We start from the raw sequence: 19,421 nt of genomic DNA on the forward strand, positions 1-19,421 counted from the left end.
GGAGCGAATGGTCACTTATGTTTAAAACAATCGTTACCTTTCTGCGGCAGCAACTGCCGAAACTGAAACCTTCCTGGCTGCTGCTGGGCGCGATATTGTGGGTCGTCGCATTGGGGCTGGCGTGGTGGCTGGGGCCGCGGTTGACGCTGGGCGAGATGCGTCCATTGCAAAGCGTTTGGGCGCGGGTGGTATTTACCCTGATCTGGCTGTGGCTGGCCTTTTGCTATAGCGCCTGGCGAGTTTGGCGCCGCGTTCGGCAATGGGATTTGGCGCATCGTAAACAGCAGACGATCAAACAGGACCCGCTACAGGTTTATGTCGATAGCCAGCAGACCTTTCTCGATCGCTGGCTGGCGGCATTTCAAGCCCAGTTCGGCAAAAGGGCGCTCTACGCCATGCCGTGGTATCTGACGATCGGGTTGGCGGGCAGCGGAAAAAGCAGCCTGATCAACCGGGCCAATCCTGCGAATAAACTGAATCCGAAGCTGGATGCGGAACTGCGTGAATACGCGGACGATCAGCAGGTTAGCAGTTGGGTTGGAGAATCGGCGGTGATCTGGGACCCAAGCGGTCAACTGTTTGCCCAGCCAAAATCGGATGACGATCCTGCCGAACGTCGCTATGCCCGGTTATGGCAACATCTATTGCAGTGGCTGAACCTGAATCGCCACCGTCAGCCGCTCAACGGCGTGGTGCTGACGCTTGATATTGCGTGGCTGGCCCAGGCGGGCGTAGCGGAGCGTAAAGCCTATGCCCAGGTGATGAAGGCTCGCTTGCAGGAAGTAGCAGCGATCATCAATACCCGCCTGCCGCTCTACGTCACGCTGACCCGTCTGGATATGCTGAGCGGATTCGACAGGGTGTATCGCCAGTTGAACCGGGAGGCGCGCCAGGCCGTACTGGGGGTGACGTTTACGCTAGAGGCCAGTCATGGCAAAGATTGGCTGGAGGAGCTGACGCTTTTCTGGGATGAGTGGGTGACACATTTGAACGACAATCTGCCGGAAATGTTGTTGTCCCAGTCCGACCGCAGCGTGCGTAATAGCGTGTTCGCCTTTGTACGCCAGTTGGCCGGGCTGAAAGATTACGTGGTGGACGTGCTGACGGAAACGTTGGCGAACGGTGAAGCGCAATTTATAGTACGCGGCGTTTACGCCAGCTCCGTGTATCAGCAGGGCGTTCCCTTTGATGCGTTCGCCCAGTCAGCTTCCCGGCGTTATCAATTACCGGAGCCGGTCAATTCCGCTCTGCGCGGCGAATCCAATACCTTTTTTGTGCAACGTCTGTTTTCAAACGTCATTTTCCCGGAAGCGGGTCTGGCCGGTGAAAACCGGTTGCACCGTCTTTATCGCCGACGTCGGCTCGGTATCGGCTTGGGTTGCATGATGGCGGCCAGTTTGATGCTGATTGGCGGATGGCACTATTTTTACCGCGTCAATGAAGAGGCCGGACGCAATGTGCTGACCAAGGCACAAGCGTTTATTGGCACCAATGAACTGGAAGGGCAGCCGGGTTTTGGCTATCAGCAATTGCCGCGTCTCAACCTGATTCGCGATGCCACCTTATCATTCGGTAATTATCATGAGCGTACGCCGCTGCTGGCCGATCTCGGTCTTTATCAGGGCGACGAGATCGGGCCTTATGTGGAAGGTTCCTACCTGCAAATGCTTAATCAGCGTTTCTTGCCCGCGGTGATGCAAGGATTGCTGGAGGATCTGAATCAGGCGCCGGCCAACAGTGAGCAAAAGCTGACCATTCTGCGGGTGATGCGGATGCTGGATGATGCGTCCGGCCGTAACAAGGCGCTGGTGGAGCAGTTTATGGCGCAGCGCTGGCAACGGGCGTTTCCGGGGCAAGGCAGGGTGCAGGAGCAACTGATGCGGCATCTGGATTATGCGCTGGATCGCACCGATTGGCATCAGGCCCGTGAGCGGAGAGACGCGGTGGCTATCGAAACGTTCGCCCCGTTCAGCGACCCGATTGCCCGCGCTCAGCGGGAACTGAGCAAACTGCCTTTGTATCAGCGGGTGTACCAGAGTCTGGTGATGAAGGCGGCGCAGGCACTGCCGCCGGATTTAGCGATCCGTGATGAAGTCGGGCCGACCTTTGATCCGGTGTTTTCCCCGCGCAGCGACAAGGCGGGGTATGTGCCGCGCCTGCTGACCTATCCCGGTTTCAGCAATTATTATCTCAAACAGGATAAGGCGTTGCTGGAACTGACGGCGCTGGATGCCTGGGTGCTGGGTCAGCGAGAACGCGCACAGTTCAGCGAGGCGGATCGCCGGGAGATTTTGCGCCAGGTGAATGACCGTTACATCACCGATTACATCAACCAGTGGCAGAAGGTGCTGGCCGACCTTGATGTACAGACGCTCGACAGCCCGGAACAGGCACTGAATATGTTGACCGACATTACCGGCAACGATCAACCGTTCCAGCGTGTGCTGACCATGGTGAACGACAACACACGTCTCCGCAAACTGGCGGAGGACAATAACGATACGGCGCAGGGGATCAATACCCGCATTGGTCGCCCGTTCATGACGATTAACGCGGCGCTGAGCGGCCGGGGCGAGCAAGGACCGCTGGTACAGGAGGTCAACCAGAAACTGACCGATCTCTACCATTACCTTGACCAGATCGTGAACGCGACCGATCCCGGTCAGGCGGCGTTGAAAGCGGTACAGGCCAGGCAGGGCAATAAATTCGCCGATCCGGTGTTTGCGTTGCAGCAGTACGCCCGTGGTCTTCCCGCGCCGTTGGATCGTTGGGTCGGTCAGTTGGCGGGAGAAAGCGCCAGTCTGGTGACCGGCCTGGCGATGTCGTCGCTGAATCAGGAGTGGCTGGACAAAGTCGTGACGCCATTCAACGAAAAGCTGGCGGATCGCTATCCGTTCAATTCCTCGTCTGACAAGGATGTGCCGCTGTCGGAAATGGAGAGCTTCTTTATGACCGGCGGTACGCTGGATAGCTTCTATCAGACCAACCTCAAATCAATGATCGACGGCGGCATGCTGGAAGGGGAAAACGCGTCGCCGTTACAGGCGGAATGGGTGAAACAGTTGGAACGCGCCGATCGCATCCGCCAAACCCTGTTCAATGCGCAGGGCAGTCTGGAGGTGCATTTTGTGGTGGAACCACTGGAACTGACGGCCAATAAACGCCGCAGCGTGTTGAATCTGGACGGGCAGTTGCTGGAATACAGCCACGGCCGTCGCCAGAAGACCCCGCTGGTGTGGCCGAACAGTATGCGTGACGGCGCTGAAAGCAAGCTGACGCTGGTGCCGGATGACCGGGAACGTTCGCCGCGTAGCCTGAGTTTTACCGGGCCGTGGGCCATGTTCCGTCTGCTCAATAGTGACCAACTGACTCAGGTCAACGACAACACCTTCGATGTGCGTTTCTCGCTGGAGCAGGGGGCGATGACGTATCGCGTCTATACCGATGCCAGCCATAACCCGTTTGCCGGTGGTCTGTTCAGCCAGTTCAGGCTGCCTGAATCTCTCTATTAACGCTGAGGGGAACTTGGTTGCCCTCATTGATGGATGAAGTGATATGCAAGATGCACAACAAGCCTTGAAAGTGGGGCGGGACCCACGGATGTTGCCGGAGTATGAAGCGTTACGGGCGGAGATTAATAAGTTGAGTCACGCTTCCCGGCCTGAAGTGGACTGGCGACGGGTACACGATATGGCCACCAGCATCTTTGAAAAGCAAGGGGTGGATTTACAGACCGCGATCTATTTTACCCTGGCCCGTTCTCGTCTGGCGGGGTTGGATGGCTTTACCGAAAGCTGTGAATTTCTGGCTAATCTGATCGTCACCCAATGGGATAACTTCTGGCCGCCGGTTCATCAGGAGCGCGCGCGCACAGAAATACTGGACTGGTTTATCGCCCGCGTCAGTGAAGTCATTCGCCAGTATGCCATCAGCCATGAAGATAAACGGCTGGTATATCGTTGCGAACGGGCGCTGCAATTGATGAGTGAAAAGCTGCACAACTCGGGGCTGAGCCGTATTCCGCGAGTGGAGAATCTGCTGCATTTCATTGAGGGCTATACCCATCTGTTTGATGAAACCGAGATTGTGATTGTGTCGGACGATCAGACGTTGCAAAAGCAGGACATGCAAATCCCGCCAATGGTGTTCTTTAAGTCGGACAGGGAACCCGGCGCGGCGGCGACAGGGGCGGGCGCATCGGTGGCAGGTCAGCCTGCGGGCAGTATTCTGGTCGGACGGGAGAAACCACAGTTGAAACCCACGGTACTGAAGATCGAAGCGCATCGTAAACAGAAACCCGCCTGGTTCTGGTTTGCCGCCGGATTACTGAGCTGTGCGCTACCCGTGGCGGCCATCGCGGGCTGGCAATATTGGCAGCAGCAGAAATTGGCGGCGCTGGCGCTACTGCAACAGCCTGTCCATGTGTTGCCGACCGCCCCGAATCACAACGATATTCGTCGGGCGCGTATCGCGTTGGGCGAGCAGACATTACAAAGCATGGAAGGCGAATTATTTAATCGCTATCAGGCCCGGTTAGCGCAGATCAGCACCGCGCCGCCATTCTACCTGTATCAGTATGGAGAGGGGTTAAAAGGCGTCATGCGTCAATTGTACCCGGACTCGCTGGCGGTGAAAGCGATGGATCGTCAGTGGCAACTTTCTCTCGACCGCCAGCAGGGTGACCTGCCTGACACGGACGGCTATGAGCAGGTTCGCACCACAGTCAATGACACGCTGCAACAACTGCTGGAGATTGAGCGCCAGCGCCGTACCGTCACCATTTCATACCTGAAGTCAAAACTTTATGACATGCAGAAAGATCTGATATCGGATGTGCCGTTCAGTCGTCGTTTGCGTGAGCTGGAGGAAAGTAAGCGCGGCGGCCAACCGCCAGCCTCGGCAGAATTGCGCGGTATGGAAGATGAACTGCGTTCGTTCACGATTCGACTGTATCGGTTGCAACAGGGCGACGGCGGCGATAAATAATGACTGGCGGCAATAAGATGATGCAATACGGAAAATTAGCGATAGCGCTGTCGGTTGGTTGGTTGGCGTCATGTCAGGCCCCGGTTTCCTCAATGTCTGAATCGGCGTTGCTAAACTCGGCTAACCGGGGCAATGGCGAGGCGCAATATCAATTGGCTAAAAAATTGGCGGCGCGTTCACAGTATTCCGAGGCCATGCAATGGATGCAGAAGTCGGCCGGACAGTCCGGCAATCGGGAAACCCGTGCGGCGGCGGCGTTGCAGGTAGGGGAGTGGTATCATGCCGGTTTGGGGGAACCCAAGAACAGTCCGCAGGCCCGGCAGTGGTGGGCCAGATCGTCAGGGTTGGGCAATGGCGAGGCGGGTTACCGGCTGGGAATGGATTGTCAGGCGTGGAATCAGGGCAAGCTGGTTGCGGAATGTCTTGATGCTTTTGAAACGGCGGCATGGAATGACTATGCCCCTGCGCAACTGGTGATGGCCCAGTGGCATGCAAATTCTGGTGGTGAAGCGGATGCGGTAACGTGGTTGAAGAGGGCGGCGGAACGGGGTAACCGGGACGCGCAATACCAACTGGCGCAGCGTTATGAACAGGGGAAAGGCGTTGTCATTCGCCGCGATCTGGCTGAACGCGGGTATTTTCGCGCGGCGGAATTAGGACACGCAAAGGCTCAACTGTGGATGGCCCGTCACGAAGGCGGCAAGAATGCGCTGGCGTGGTATCGGAAAGCGGCTTCGACGGGCGATGCCGAAGCGCAACTGTGGATAAGCAAGGCATACCGCGAAGGAAACGGGTTGCCGAGGGATGAGCAAAAGGCGAATTACTGGCTGGATCGCGCCGCCGCGAGCGGATCGGGGGAGGCGGACTATTTGCTCAGTCTGGCGCAAACAGACCATGAAAAACGGGAATACCATTTGATGCGAGCATCGGCTGCCGGGTATATTCGCGCCCAGCGTGAATGGGGCGAATGGCTGTTCCAGCGCAATGAGTTAGCCCGTGCGCGTAAGGCGTTTGCGCAGGCGGCGTCCGCCGGGGACACCCAATCCCGGCTGGTATATGGTGAAATGCTGAGGTGGGGACAGGGGGGCAAAGCCGATTATGCGGAAGCGGTCAGACAGTATCAATTGGCTGCTCACGACGGCAACCGGATGGCGCAGTACCGTATGGGTATCATGCGTCAGGATGGTCTTGGGACGTCCCGCAATCGTATTCATGCTTACGCATGGTATTCGATGGCGGCCACCGAAGGTATGCCGGAGGCAATCCACGCCCGTAACGATCTTGAGGCGATCATGCAGCCTGATGAGGTTAAAGCCGGACAGCGGTTAGCCATGTACTGGTCATCGGTAAAGCAGGATCATCCTGACGCCGCTATTTTAGGCGCGTTTAAACCTGAATGATCACGTTTCGATAAAACTCCCCAAAACCTGACATCATTTTCCTGTGGAGTGATGCGGGTTGCGGATCTTGCCTGTAACGCCAGTGGCGCGTCCTACACAATTATCTATGCTTTGATAAAAATCAAAGTCAAATAATGTCATGAAATCTTCACAAGCTGCCGATAACAAGCAGTGAACAACGTTGAAATACACAGTGATCAATTTGAAGGGAGCAATTGAACGCGCAAAGTGAGAGGGCCAGTGATGGCCCTTATCTGACCGCATCACGCATGTCGCCTTGTTATCGCATATCAATCATTATTTTATTCGCATTGAGGAAAGCATGGATAATTTTCAAAAAGAGATTGAGGAAAGAACCAACCTCACCTCAGCTAACAAGTTTGAACTCTTATTGTTCCGATTGGGGGCAGCGCCTTCCGCATCAAATGATGAACAATCTGAGTTCTTCGGAATCAATGTGTTTAAGCTTCGCGAAATCGTTCCTATGCCTTCATTGACCAAGGCGGCAGGTATGAAGTCACCCATGCTTGGCATGGTGAACATTCGCGGGCAAATCATCCCCGTTATTGACCTCCCTGCGGTGGCAGGCTGTGTGCCCGCTACCGGACTCAACATTCTTCTTGTGACGGAATATGCGCGCAGTACTCAGGCCTTTGCCGTGGAAACCGTGGACGATATCGTCCGTCTTGACTGGAGTCAGGTCCTTGCCGCAGAGTCTGGTGCGAGCAGCAGCTATATCACAAGTATTGCTCGCCTTGACAACGATAATGCAAGTAACCGTCTGGCGCTGGTGCTGGATGTAGAACAAATTCTGCATGACATCATACCGGTCGATCGTGATATCCGAATCGAGAATGTGGAAGAAAACAAATATTTGATGAAGCCGGGGGCGGTCGCCATTGTAGCGGAAGATTCCAAAGTCGCCCGTTCGCTGCTTGAACAGGGTCTGAATATGATGTCTATTCCTTACAGCATGCATATCACCGGACAGGAAGCCTGGAATAAAATCAAGGCGATGGCGCAAGCGGCACAGTCAGAAGGCAAACCGATTTCGGACAAGATTGGGTTTGTATTAACCGATTTGGAAATGCCGGAGATGGATGGCTTTACGCTGACGCGGAACATCAAACGCGATGATTTTCTAAAAAATATTCCCGTGATTATCCACTCTTCGCTGTCCGGCAGTGCAAACGAAGATCATGTTCGCAATGTGGGCGCGGATGCGTATGTGGCAAAATTCGAAATTAACGAATTGGCCACCGCCATTCACGGCGTGCTGGATAAATCGCCTCGCTAACCTCACGTCATTGCCGTAAGCATGCGAATTGAATGGGGTTGATTGACTTGGTGCGACGTCACCATTTTTATCCGGTCATTTGATGGATATTAAAACAAAGCCGCCAATCCGTTGGGAATGGCGGCGCGACGTCAGATTCAATCAGTTAACAAGGCTGTTACCTGGGTCAGGTTGTCAGCATAAGGCGCTCGCATGGGTAAATTGGACTCGCCGCCGAGACTCTGCACCACCACCGCTTTGGCATGACTGAAACGGCGGAAACCATAGATGCCGTGATAGGCGCCGATACCGGATGCCCCAACGCCGCCGAACGGTACGGATTCAATCGTAGCGTGGGTCATGACATCGTTGACGACCAGCGCGCCGGACGTGGTGCGCTCGCTGAACCACTGCTGCCGGGCCGTATCCTGGCCGAAGTAGTAGGCGGACAACGGCCGCGGATGCGCGTTGATGTAGTCCAGCGCTTCAGCGGTATTCCGGTACGTTTTGAGAGGCAGGACCGGCCCGAAGATCTCCTCCTGCATCACTTGCATTTGATCGGTAACATCCAGCACCAGCGTCGGCGCCAGCTTGCGGGCTACGCGCTCGGCGTTGGCTTCGCCTTCCGGCTCCAGCCCTACCAGCGTGGCGCCTTTGGCGCGAGCATCCTCCAGTAATCTCTGCAATCGTTGGAAATGACGTTCGCTAATAATAGCGGTGTAATCCGGGTTGTCCTGTAGCGTCGGGAACGTTCGGGCCATAAAGCGGCGTGCGTGCGCCACAAAAGCGTCGCGGGCCTGCTCCGGCAGCAGTACGTAGTCTGGAGACATACAAATCTGCCCGGCGTTGAAGGTTTTGACGGTCAATATACGCTCAACGGCCATCGGTATATCGGCATCGGTATCCACCAGCACCGGCGATTTACCGCCCAGTTCCAACGTGACCGGCACCAGATTCTCGGCCGCCGCGCGCATCACGTGCCGGCCGATGCTGGTGCTGCCGGTAAATACCAGGTGGTCGAAGGCTTGCGCGCTGAATGCGGCACCGACGTCAGCATCGCCGAGCACGGTAGTCAGTTCCAGCGGATCGAAGTAACGGCCGATCAAATCGGCCAGCAATTCAGCCGTGCGCGGGGTCAGTTCCGAAGGCTTGATCAACGCGCGATTACCCGCGGCGAATACGCCGGCCAATGGACAAAAAGCCAGATTAAGCGGGAAGTTCCACGGACTGATGATACCGACGACGCCCAGCGGCTGATACGTCACCCGCGCCTGCATACCGGGTCCCGGCGCAGGTTGTTCATCCGGCATCATCCACTGGGTCAGATGCGCCTGCGCATTGCGAAGCGAGCGGATTGGCGCCAGTATATCGGCCATCAGAGTCTGATAGGCGCTGCGATGGCCGTAGTCGGCAGTGATCGCGGCTTCCAGCTCATGATGGTGCTGCGTCAGCAACTGTACGGCGCGCTCCAGCCGATCGTGGCGCAGCTCAGCGCAGGCCGGCCCGTCCTGCACGTGAGCCAATTTCATGGTAGCCACTGTCTCTGTCAGGGAGGCGGCGGTAATTGGGGAATTCATAGGTAACTCCAAGTAAATAAGTTTGCCGCTTAAGCCAGTTGCTTGAGAAGTGCCTCGGCCGCCGCTTCGGAACTGGCAGGGTTCTGGCCGGTAATCAGGTGACCGTCTGTGACAACGTAAGGTTGCCAGTCGGCGCCTTTTTCATACAGACCGCCGAGTTGCCGGAATTCGTCTTCGATTAGAAACGGGACGACATCGGTCAATTGCGCCGCGGCTTCTTCGCTATTGGAAAAACCGGTAACCTTACGACCTTTGATCAGCGGCTGACCGTCGGCTGCACGGACGTGACGCAGTACGCCTGGCGCATGACAGACCAAACCAAGAGGTTTTCCCGCACGTGCAACCGTTTCTATCAATGCAATGGAGTCGGCGTTTTCCGCGAGATCCCAGAGTGGGCCGTGACCGCCCGGATAAAATACCGTGTCGAAATCATCGGCGTTCACGTCAGCCAGCTTGCCGGTATTGGCCAGCGCTGTCTGTGCTTGCGGGTCGTTACGGAAACGCTCGGTCGATGCGGTCTGCGCATCGGCTTCGTTACTCTTTGGCTCCAGTGGCGGCTGGCCGCCCAGCGGCGAGACCAACGTGATGTTGGCACCCGCGTCTTTGAACACATAGTAAGGCGCGGTGAATTCCTCCAGCCAGAAGCCGGTTTTCTTTCCCGTGTTACCGAGACGGTCATGAGAAGTCAGGACGATTAAGACGTTCATATCAATTCCTCAGATATTGGGTAAAGACGTGCTGGCCGTTGGCTCAGCCGCCTGCACTGCCTCTGGATGAGGCAATAGTAATTCAGTTGCGACCAGTGCCTGATGCAAGGGGGCTTTGTTCTGGCCGAGTTTGGATAGCAGCGCCGCCCCCAGCCAGAGCTGGTACAGGGTCTGCGTGGTCGTCTCCGGCGCCAGCGCAGGCAGCAACGAGCCGTCGCGCTGCCCGTCCTCCACCGTTGCCGCGATGCGGGCGATCAGCCGCGTTACCCCCTCGCACAGGATGAAGCGCATGTCCTCGGACAGATCCGCTACCTCGGCGGCCAGCTTGACCACCAGACAGTGTTCGGCCCAGCCGCCCAGCAACGGGTCATCAATCCACGCCATCCAATAGCGCATCAGGCGTTCGCGGCCACTGCGCGAATCGGGTGCCAACAGCACGTCCAGACGCTGTTCATAGTCGCGGACATACTCCTCCAGTAGCGCGCAGCCAAAGGCTTCCTTAGAAGGGAAGTAGTGATAGAACGAGCCTTTGGGAACGTTGCAGGCGTCAAGGATCGTCTTGAGGCCTACCCCGACAAAACCCCTGTGCAGTACGAGTTTGCGTCCGGTGTCGAGGATATGCTGGCGAGTGAGTGTCGCTTTATTTGTTCTGGTCATGTTGAAAGTATAGAAAAAAATAGACCGGTCGTCTATTTATTAGATCACAACGCGCTCACTCTTTTCCGCCCCGCCTGAAGCGGATGTGTGGCCGGAAAATGATAGGTTTCGTTATTTGGTTGTGACTCAAATGCGTTGTAAGGGGGGTTTTCAATGTAAGCGGCGATGACGCTGTCATCTATTTCAAATGAGCGGGAAAAGCAGATGGTTTTCCTTGCCAGACGTTTGATGTGAATGCGTAAATTAAGGTTATGCCGCTCAATTCGCTGTGTAAATATCTTACCTGTCAGGTGTTTTTCTGACGCTATTTCTCGTGTGTAGCAGCCCCAGTCATCGGTGGTGAAAAAACCGATATGAAAAGGTTTTAACAAATCGAGACGCTTCCGGCAGGTCTGTCTCAGTCTGGATAAGTTGTTCAACTTTTAATCAAAAATGATTCAGATGGAGGTAATACCTTACTATCCATTGGTGGCATACTGAAAATCACCCAAGTTTATTGGCATAATGTGATTTGAATGGGGAGTTTGATTAGTGAACCGATCTGATGTCTACAGACGATTAGTTGATCCTGCGACATAAAAATTTGTTTTTTATCACCCCATCGAAGAAACGGCCTTTTGACACCACTGCATCAGAAATAAATTTCCTATAGGTGCGCTCAGAAACATCAACATATTGATAGATCTCTTTATTTTGAAATTCAATTTCAAGAATACGATTCTCTGGGTCATAGCCAATCGAACGAATCCTTGATGATGATACGGGTTGCCGCTGCAATGCTTATCCCTCATTTGAGTTGAATGCCGAATAGGACTATAAAGGATTTCAAGCACGCTGTGTTGTTGATGTTCATGCTTATCAGTCGAAGGTGTACCATAGCTTGGGCTTGTGGCTTAGCAAAATTGATACTAGCAGGGTGAGTCTGATAAAAATTTGAACAAGGCCGCATAAGCGGGCCGATTAGCAGGGGTTTTAGTTGCTCAACAGGTCATCATTCTGGTGCATATTCAATTCGTATCGACCATTGGCTAAACCTTATAAAATGCGTCGTCAGCAGATATAATCAGGCACTCATAATTAAGATGTCCGCTGTAGAGGGCGAGCCTGCGTTGATGGTGGTTGCTACTGTTTCGCCATTTTGGGGTAGATGCGGTGATCCTGAATTTTTTCTCTGAGCCGCTCAATTAGAGCGTAAGCCGCAGCTTTTGGCGTTTCGACTAATACCACTATGAACTTTTGATGTACTTTTATTGAGATAAAGATAATGAAAATTAATGATTTAGTGACAGTAAAAACAGATGGGGAAGTGAGGCGGGAAGGCGTGGTTCTGGAGATTGAAGCGTTTCAGGAAGGGACGATGTATCTCGTATCGCTTAAGGATTACCCCGCGGGTATTTGGTTTTTTAATGAGGTTGAGAGTAAAGACGGGACGTTTGTAGAGCCGATAAATTCTGTTCAAAATCTTTAATGTAAAATATAACCGACCTATTCTGGTAAAGCTTAATACCATTCAATGTGATCCCGATCATATTTTATGATCCTATATTATGCTTAGTTTATTTTCAGCTAGAGAGAATTTTGAGAAAATTGCACCGTAGAGGTTTAAAAAAAGTCATTTTTGTCACGACATTAGGTTGTTTGCTTTTGGAAAGCGCTTACCCTGTAATCAAATGTGGCTATGAATTGTTACCTATTGCGCACAGCGTTGTCTTATAAAGATAGGTTTTTGCTGAGTATCCGGTTTATTTTTGCCGCTTTTTTTTAGCGTTGCTTTGATATAATTAGTTGTTATTTAATGAATTTTTAATAAATAATGCGATTAACAATGCGGAGATAAGGCTATGTTGTCTTTACTGTATTTTTCCGCCTCGACGATATATGAAGAACGAATGTCAAAACCAAGAATCATAGACTAATAATTGCTCACTGATGGAATAATGTCGCCCTCTGCTTTTATTAAAATTTGGATACCCGAATATTATCCATCAGGTATGATCGCAGCATTTGATTTCTGAGTGTTTTCATCCTGTGTATTATTTCAATGTTAATTGCGAATAAGGACATTTTAGTAGCGACATTGTTCATATTGGTTTGCAGCGGGATTTAATCAGTCAGTTAAATTATCAAGAAAGCCGTAAATTAATTGTAATATAAAGTTCTGATTAATGTTCATTATTAATAACAATAAAGATTATTACTTTCATTCTCAAACATCACCGCTCTCATCTATGTGTCAGAACGGAAATTAAGTTCATTCCTGCCAAACTCGATGTAGCCAGGTTCTCTGGGTGAGATTTGGACTTCATTCTTCCCTACCGCGTTGTTTTGCAGCGCTGTCGCTTAAGCTAATCAGATCGTGAGTATACCGGGCGAGGTTTGGAATTTCGTCACCTTCAGTAAAGAACTCATCTCAGGTGTTCCGCTTAGCATGATTTGTGAGCAAACCGCTGAATTCTCAGTCTGATAAAAGATTGCTGAAAATCATTTCAACACTTATTGAAAGAAATCATTTGGTTAAAAACATAAATTATAAGTAAGAAATGTAAACCTTAAAGGTCATATGGAATGCTGTGATGCTTATAAATCCTCTTAACTATCATTCATATAGCTGTAATTTTTTTTCTCTATCATATTATTTGTGACATGTTATGTAATATTTAATGCCGTTTTTTGAATAAAAAAAGTGCATTTGAGAGCTCTTACCAGATGAAAAATCGCACACAACGCTTTCAAAAATGTGATCTACATCACATAATCATCAAAATCACTACTCGCTCGCGTTGTATGTGCTACGGATTAGGCGGTACAGTTGCTCTGTTTTAGGATTAATCCTATACTTTGGATGGGAGTGATTTCCGTTATGGATTCCAAGAAGTAAGGAAGAATGGATTCTCAGGAAAATGTATAAAGCTGGCAGCAGTAAGCGATGTTACTGTCCTAATTAAGTAATGTGAATGTAATAATCGGCACTGGCACTGATAGTTTTTTATGCCATCAATGGAGAGTGATTTTTGTACTGGGCGATAAGGTCTATCACCTAACTTATGTTTTAAACATAGCCTATCGGGGTGGGAAATATGGGTACCTCTGAATTACTCAAACACATTTATGACATTAATCTGTCTTATTTGTTACTTGCACAACGCTTAATTAATGACGAAAAAGCGTCTGCGATGTTTCGTTTGGGCATTGACGAAGCAATGGCTGATATGCTGATGCAACTGACTTTGCCGCAAATGGTGAAATTAGCAGAAACTAATCAACTGATATGCCATTTCCGCTTCAATGATCACAATACAATCAAACTCTTGACTCAAGAGTCACGTGTGGACGATCTGCAACAGATTCACACGGGAATTTTGTTGTCGAGTCACTTATTACAACAGTTAACTTCGAAAGAAGAAAACCTGCCTAAGAAAAGGGCATAGTAATGGCGGAGAAAAGTATTGTTCAAGAAGCGAAAGACATCCAGTTGGCGATGGAGCTCATTTCGCTCGGGGCTCGTTTGCAGATGTTGGAAAGTGAAACGCAGTTAAGCCGTGGACGCTTAATTAAACTTTATAAAGAACTTAGAGGAAGTCCTCCTCCAAAGGGAATGTTACCTTTTTCAACCGATTGGTTTATGACCTGGGAACAGAATATTCATTCATCAATGTTTTATAATGCCTACAGTTTTTTGCTAAAGAATGGGCAGTGCAGCGGTGTCGAAGCAGTAATAAAATCCTATCGCCTTTATTTGGAGCAATGTTCGCCGCAAAACGATTCACCGTTACTGGCTTTAACGCGAGCATGGACACTGGTTCGATTTGTTGACAGTGGTATGTTGCAGCTTTCAGGATGTAACTGCTGTAATGGTATGTTTATCACCCACGCGCATCAGCCTAAAAACAGTTTTGTTTGTAGCCTGTGCCAACCACCCTCCAGAGCAGTAAAAAGGCGTAAACTTTCGCAAAATCTTGCCGATATAATACCTCAACTGCTGGATGAACAGGTAAAACACGCAGTCTGAGCCTGGTAGCGATTTGTGAATCTATCACTGTTTGTTATTTAAGGCAGTGATAGGTTTCTCCTCAAGTAATTTCTGGCTACATACGCTGCGCGTTTACCTCATTTTCCGCCCACCTTTTTAATTGTAAGGAATACTTGTGCTGGTCATATTGGGTTATATCGTAATCGTGGGCTCGGTACTCGGTGGCTATCTCATTGTCGGTGGGGCTTTGGGGGCACTTTATCAGCCTTCTGAACTGTTAATCATCGGCGGCGCGGCCGTCGGGGCCTTTATCGTTGGCAACAATGGCAAAGCGATAAAAGCCACGATGCAAGCGCTGCCGACGCTGTTTAAAAAATCCAAATATAACAGAGTATTATATATGGATTTGATGGCGTTGCTTTTCCGTCTGATGGCCAAATCGCGGCAGCAGGGCATGCTTTCGCTCGAGTTTGATATTGATAACCCCAAAGAGAGCGAAATCTTCTCGAGTTATCCCAAAATTTTGTCGGACAGCAATCTTGTCGAATTCATCACCGATTATCTCCGCCTGATGGTGAGCGGCAACATGAACGCGTTTGAAATTGAAACGCTGATGGATGAAGAGATAGAAACGCTTGAGCATGAGTGCGAGGTGCCGGCAGGTGCCCTGAACCAGATGGGGGATGGCTTGCCTGCGTTTGGTATCGTTGCCGCTGTAATGGGGGTTGTTCACTCACTGGCTTATGTTGACCGCCCGGCTGCTGAACTTGGGATGATGATCGCTCACGCGATGGTCGGAACTTTTCTGGGGATTTTGTTGGCCTACGGTTTTGTGTCGCCACTGGCCGCGCTGCTGCGCCAGAAAAGCGCTGAAAAAATCAAAATACTTCAATGCGTGAAAGTAACATTGCTTTCCAGTCTTAACGGCTACGCGCCGCAAATCGCTGTCGAATTCGGCCGTAAGACCTTGTATTCCACGGAGCGGCCTTCCTTTACCGAACTGGAAGAGCATATCCGTCAGGTTAAAGCGCCGGCGGCGAAGGCTTCGGACAGTAACGAATGAAACATCAGCATCCCATTATTCGCAAAAAGCGTAAGTCAGGACACGGTGGACATCATGGTGGCTCCTGGAAAATCGCCTACGCCGATTTTATGACTGCAATGATGGCGCTTTTTCTGGTGATGTGGCTGATTGCCATTTCTACGCCGTCCCAGTTGGTACAGATTGCTGAATATTTTCGGACGCCGTTAAAAGTTGCACTGTCAACCGGCTCTAAAATGAGCGAGAGTTCCAGCCCGATTCCAGGAGGCGGCGATGATCCGACCCAACTGGACGGCGAGGTGAAAAAGACCATTAAAATGGATTCGGTTGACGAAAAGATGGATGAGATTCGTTTGAATAAGTTGCGGGAAAGACTTGACCAGCTTATTGAGGCTGACCCAAGGTTACGCGCGCTGCGTCCTCACTTATTAATTGAAATGATTGACGAAGGCTTGCGTATCCAAATTATTGATAGTCAAAATCGTCCGATGTTTAAGACGGGGAGTGCCCAGGTCGAACCTTATATGCGGGATATTCTGCGGGCAATCGCCCCAATCTTGAATGATATTCCGAATAAACTAAGTATTTCCGGCCACACGGATGATGTCCAATACGCCATGGGTGAACGAGGTTACAGCAACTGGGAACTGTCTGCCGATCGCGCCAATGCTTCACGCAGGGAGTTACTTATCGGAGGTTTATCCGAGGGCAAAGTGCTCAGGGTTGTCGGTATGGCGGAGACGATGGGGCTGAAACAAGCCAGAGACGGTAATGAAGCAATTAACCGGCGTATTAGTTTATTGGTTCTTAACAAGCAAGCGCAAAAGGATATTGAAGTCGAAAATGCCGAAAGTAACGCGGTAAATATAGACAAAGTGGAAAATTTACAAAATATGGAGTTGGAAAATCCTAAACCTACCACGCCGTCTGCCGAAAATAGTAATAATACCAGTGGAAGTGGTGAAACTCCGCCGCAACCCGTTAACGGAGTTCCTGCTCCAAAGCGTCAACAGCCGACGACTGCGTTGCCTGCTGCGCCGGACAGTCAGGCGACGCCTTCCCAATAAGCCACGATTCACAGGAGAGGTGACCACGTGAGCATGGATATGAGTGCTTTCTATCAAACATTTTTTGATGAAGCAGACGAATTACTGGCGGATATGGAGCAGCACCTATTGCTGTTAGATCCCCAGGCACCAGATACGGAACAAATGAATGCCATCTTCCGGGCGGCTCACTCAATAAAAGGAGGCGCAGGAACATTCGGCTTTAGCGTTTTACAGGAAACCACTCATCTTTTAGAAAACTTACTAGATGGTGCTAGGCGCGGCGAAATGCGTCTCAGCACTGATATCATCAACCTGTTTCTGGAAACAAAAGACATTATGCAGGATCAGTTGGACGCTTACAAAACCGCACAGGAACCCAATGCCGAGAGCTTTGAGTATATCTGTCAGGCTCTGCGCCAACTGGCATTAGAGTCCCAGGCTGAAAGCAATGCGGCTCAAGGCCAGTCTGCGATAACAGCTGAGCAGGACTCCGTGTCCGATACGCCGGCGGTCAGCGCAGGAACAGGTGAGATGCGGATTGAGCTCACGGGTTTGAAATCTCAGGAAATTCCTCAGATGCTGGAAGAACTCGGTAATCTGGGGACGGTGAAAGATCCCTATCAGACAGAAACCAGCGTTGAAGTTACCCTGGTAACTACTGAAAGCGAAGACGACATCTGCGCGGTGTTGTGCTTTGTTCTTGAACAGGAACAAATCAATTTTCATCCTGTTTCTGCAAGCAAGTCTGCTGCTCCGGTTGCTGAGGATGTACCTGATGAAGTCCCCGTGGCAGACGTTGCCCCCGCTTCTGCACCGCTGACCGCGGTGCCTGCTACCGCGCCTAAATTGCATGCCGCAGCGCCAGAGCCCGCCAAAAATCGAACCAAGGCAGGCGATACCAGTATTCGTGTAGCGGTAGAAAAGGTTGATCAGTTAATCAACCTGGTTGGCGAGCTGGTTATCACTCAGTCAATGTTGGCGCAACGTTCAAGTGAACTTGATCCGGTCGCACATGGCGACTTGCTGAATAGCATGGGGCAGTTGGAGCGTAACGCTCGTGACCTGCAAGAGTCGGTTATGTCTATTCGTATGATGCCGATGGAATATGTATTCAGCCGATTCCCGCGTCTGGTTCGCGACCTTGCCGCCAAGTTAGATAAGCAGGTAGAACTGACACTTCAGGGAAGTTCGACCGAACTGGATAAGAGTCTTATCGAACGTATTATTGACCCGCTTACGCACCTGGTTCGCAACAGTCTGGATCATGGTATCGAGTCACCAGAAAAACGAATTGCAGCGGGGAAATCAGCGGTAGGTAATCTGACGCTGTCAGCGGAACATCAGGGAGGGAATATCTGCATTGAGGTTGTGGATGACGGTGCGGGGCTTAATCGTGAGAGGATTTTGGCCAAGGCGCTTTCTCAGGGATTGGCTGTAAATGATAACATGTCTGATGAAGATGTCGGCATGCTCATTTTTGCTCCGGGCTTTTCAACGGCAGAGAAAGTAACGGATGTTTCCGGTCGTGGCGTTGGTATGGATGTGGTTAAACGTAATATCCAGGAAATGGGCGGACACGTAGAAATTCATTTCCAGGCTGGCAAAGGAACAACGATTCGTATTCTGTTGCCATTAACGCTGGCTATCCTTGATGGTATGTCCGTCAAGGTGAGTAATGAAGTGTTTATCTTGCCGCTTAATGCCGTCATGGAGTCATTGCAGCCGCAGGCGGAAGATTTGTATCCGTTGGCGGGTGGCGAGCGTGTACTGCAAGTTCGCGGTGAGTATTTACCATTGGTTGAGCTGTATCACATTTTTGATGTGGATGGCGCTAAAACCGAGGCGACTCAAGGCATCGTTGTCATTTTGCAAAGCGCGGGCCGTCGTTACGCACTGTTGGTGGATCAGCTGATTGGACAGCACCAGGTTGTCGTCAAGAATTTAGAAAGTAATTATCGCAAGGTGCCAGGTGTTTCTGCCGCTACTATTTTGGGCGACGGTAGTGTTGCGCTGATTGTGGATGTTTCTGCGTTGCCGGCGCTTAATCGTGAGAAGCGCGTGGTTGAAACTGCTGCTTAAATAACAAAACAAAGAGTTGATTGATTAAAGGGTGAAAAACATGACTGGACTTGCAAACGTCACGAAACTAGCCGGTGAAACTGTAGGACAGGAGTTCCTGATTTTTACACTGGGTGACGAAGAGTACGGGGTAGATATTTTAAAGGTACAAGAAATTCGTGGTTATGATCAGGTAACCCGTATTGCTAATACGCCTTCCTTTATTAAAGGTGTGACTAATCTGCGTGGCGTTATTGTTCCCATTGTTGATTTGCGTATTAAATTCGCTCAACAAGAAGTGGATTATGATGAAAATACTGTCGTTATAGTACTGAATCTGGGACAGAGAGTCGTGGGTATTGTTGTCGACGGCGTGTCTGATGTACTTTCATTGACCGCCGATCAAATTCGTCCCGCGCCTGAGTTCGCTGTTACTTTGTCAACCGAGTATCTGACCGGATTAGGGTCGTTAGGTGAGAGGATGTTAATCCTCGTTGATATTGAAAAACTTCTCAGCAGTGAAGAGATGGCATTAGTCGATAGCGTTATTAAATCTTGATTAAATCTTTTCTGGGTTGCCGATCGGCGGCCCAACTGTTTCTTCACATTATTTCTCTGCGTGGGAAGTGATAAAAAAATAACAAGAATCACATAATTATGCCGTTGATATAGGCAAATGTGCCGCATGAAAGGGTTGAG

General features: G+C 50.9%; 15 protein-coding genes and 2 pseudogenes. 11 read left to right on the forward strand and 6 right to left on the reverse strand.

What is annotated here, in order from left to right:
- Nucleotides 1-17: 17 nt before the first annotated feature.
- The 4 genes from tssM to EH207_RS06645 all read left to right on the forward strand — a co-directional run bounded on the left by tssM (nt 18) and on the right by EH207_RS06645 (nt 7,683).
- The gene (gene tssM, locus EH207_RS06630) at nt 18-3,512 is read left to right on the forward strand and encodes a type VI secretion system membrane subunit TssM (RefSeq protein ID WP_137713262.1); all 3,495 of its coding nucleotides are present in this window, start codon (nt 18-20) and stop codon (nt 3,510-3,512) included.
- Nucleotides 3,513-3,555: 43 nt separating this feature from the next.
- Nucleotides 3,556-4,986 carry a VasL domain-containing protein gene (locus tag EH207_RS06635; RefSeq protein ID WP_137713263.1) on the forward strand — a complete coding sequence of 477 codons (1,431 nt, stop codon included), beginning with the start codon at nt 3,556-3,558 and terminating at the stop codon, nt 4,984-4,986.
- Between the two features lie 17 nt (nt 4,987-5,003).
- Nucleotides 5,004-6,386, forward strand: a complete 1,383-nt coding sequence (locus tag EH207_RS06640) for a tetratricopeptide repeat protein (protein ID WP_137715286.1) — start codon at nt 5,004-5,006, stop codon at nt 6,384-6,386.
- Between the two features lie 322 nt (nt 6,387-6,708).
- Nucleotides 6,709-7,683, forward strand: coding sequence for a chemotaxis protein (locus tag EH207_RS06645; protein WP_137713264.1), 975 nt, complete (start codon nt 6,709-6,711; stop codon nt 7,681-7,683).
- Nucleotides 7,684-7,820: 137 nt separating this feature from the next.
- Here the strand turns inward: EH207_RS06645 and EH207_RS06650 are convergent, their stop codons facing one another.
- The 6 genes and pseudogenes from EH207_RS06650 to EH207_RS06670 all read right to left on the reverse strand — a co-directional run bounded on the left by EH207_RS06650 (nt 7,821) and on the right by EH207_RS06670 (nt 11,380).
- Nucleotides 7,821-9,239, reverse strand: coding sequence for a coniferyl aldehyde dehydrogenase (locus tag EH207_RS06650; protein ID WP_137713265.1), 1,419 nt, complete (start codon nt 9,237-9,239; stop codon nt 7,821-7,823).
- A 29-nt stretch (nt 9,240-9,268) separates the two neighbouring features.
- Entirely contained in the window at nt 9,269-9,946 is a 678-nt protein-coding gene (locus EH207_RS06655) for a type 1 glutamine amidotransferase domain-containing protein (protein ID WP_137713266.1), read from the reverse strand.
- A 9-nt stretch (nt 9,947-9,955) separates the two neighbouring features.
- Nucleotides 9,956-10,378, reverse strand: a complete 423-nt coding sequence (locus EH207_RS06660; protein ID WP_246048960.1) for a TetR family transcriptional regulator C-terminal domain-containing protein — start codon at nt 10,376-10,378, stop codon at nt 9,956-9,958.
- A gap of 120 nt (nt 10,379-10,498) precedes the next feature.
- Nucleotides 10,499-10,603 (reverse strand): annotated as a pseudogene (locus EH207_RS18345) (TetR/AcrR family transcriptional regulator); the annotation flags it as partial.
- 149 nt (nt 10,604-10,752) lie between these two features.
- Nucleotides 10,753-11,007 (reverse strand): annotated as a pseudogene (locus EH207_RS06665) (IS1 family transposase); the annotation flags it as partial.
- A 154-nt stretch (nt 11,008-11,161) separates the two neighbouring features.
- The gene (locus EH207_RS06670) at nt 11,162-11,380 is read right to left on the reverse strand and encodes a KTSC domain-containing protein (protein WP_137713269.1); all 219 of its coding nucleotides are present in this window, start codon (nt 11,378-11,380) and stop codon (nt 11,162-11,164) included.
- A gap of 487 nt (nt 11,381-11,867) precedes the next feature.
- Between EH207_RS06670 and dsrB the strand changes: the two genes are divergently transcribed.
- The 7 genes from dsrB to cheW all read left to right on the forward strand — a co-directional run bounded on the left by dsrB (nt 11,868) and on the right by cheW (nt 19,281).
- Nucleotides 11,868-12,071, forward strand: a complete 204-nt coding sequence (gene dsrB / locus EH207_RS06675; protein WP_137713270.1) for a protein DsrB — start codon at nt 11,868-11,870, stop codon at nt 12,069-12,071.
- Nucleotides 12,072-13,680: 1,609 nt separating this feature from the next.
- Nucleotides 13,681-14,031, forward strand: coding sequence for a flagellar transcriptional regulator FlhD (gene flhD / locus EH207_RS06680; protein ID WP_109053302.1), 351 nt, complete (start codon nt 13,681-13,683; stop codon nt 14,029-14,031).
- A 2-nt stretch (nt 14,032-14,033) separates the two neighbouring features.
- On the forward strand, nt 14,034-14,612 hold the full coding sequence (gene flhC, locus EH207_RS06685) for a flagellar transcriptional regulator FlhC (RefSeq protein WP_137713271.1): 579 nt from the start codon (nt 14,034-14,036) through the stop codon (nt 14,610-14,612).
- A gap of 136 nt (nt 14,613-14,748) precedes the next feature.
- Complete coding sequence (motA, locus tag EH207_RS06690; protein ID WP_137713272.1) at nt 14,749-15,636, forward strand: flagellar motor stator protein MotA; 888 nt, start codon at nt 14,749-14,751, stop codon at nt 15,634-15,636.
- On the forward strand, nt 15,633-16,682 hold the full coding sequence (motB, locus tag EH207_RS06695) for a flagellar motor protein MotB (protein ID WP_137713273.1): 1,050 nt from the start codon (nt 15,633-15,635) through the stop codon (nt 16,680-16,682). Before motA ends, motB begins: the two co-directional genes overlap by 4 nt.
- Nucleotides 16,683-16,721: 39 nt before the next feature.
- On the forward strand, nt 16,722-18,743 hold the full coding sequence (gene cheA, locus EH207_RS06700; protein ID WP_175413655.1) for a chemotaxis protein CheA: 2,022 nt from the start codon (nt 16,722-16,724) through the stop codon (nt 18,741-18,743).
- Between the two features lie 40 nt (nt 18,744-18,783).
- Complete coding sequence (gene cheW, locus EH207_RS06705; protein ID WP_137713274.1) at nt 18,784-19,281, forward strand: chemotaxis protein CheW; 498 nt, start codon at nt 18,784-18,786, stop codon at nt 19,279-19,281.
- The last annotated feature ends 140 nt before the right edge of the window (nt 19,282-19,421 follow it).

Source organism: Brenneria rubrifaciens, assembly GCF_005484945.1.
In the GTDB taxonomy this organism is placed as follows: Bacteria; Pseudomonadota; Gammaproteobacteria; order Enterobacterales; family Enterobacteriaceae; genus Brenneria; species Brenneria rubrifaciens.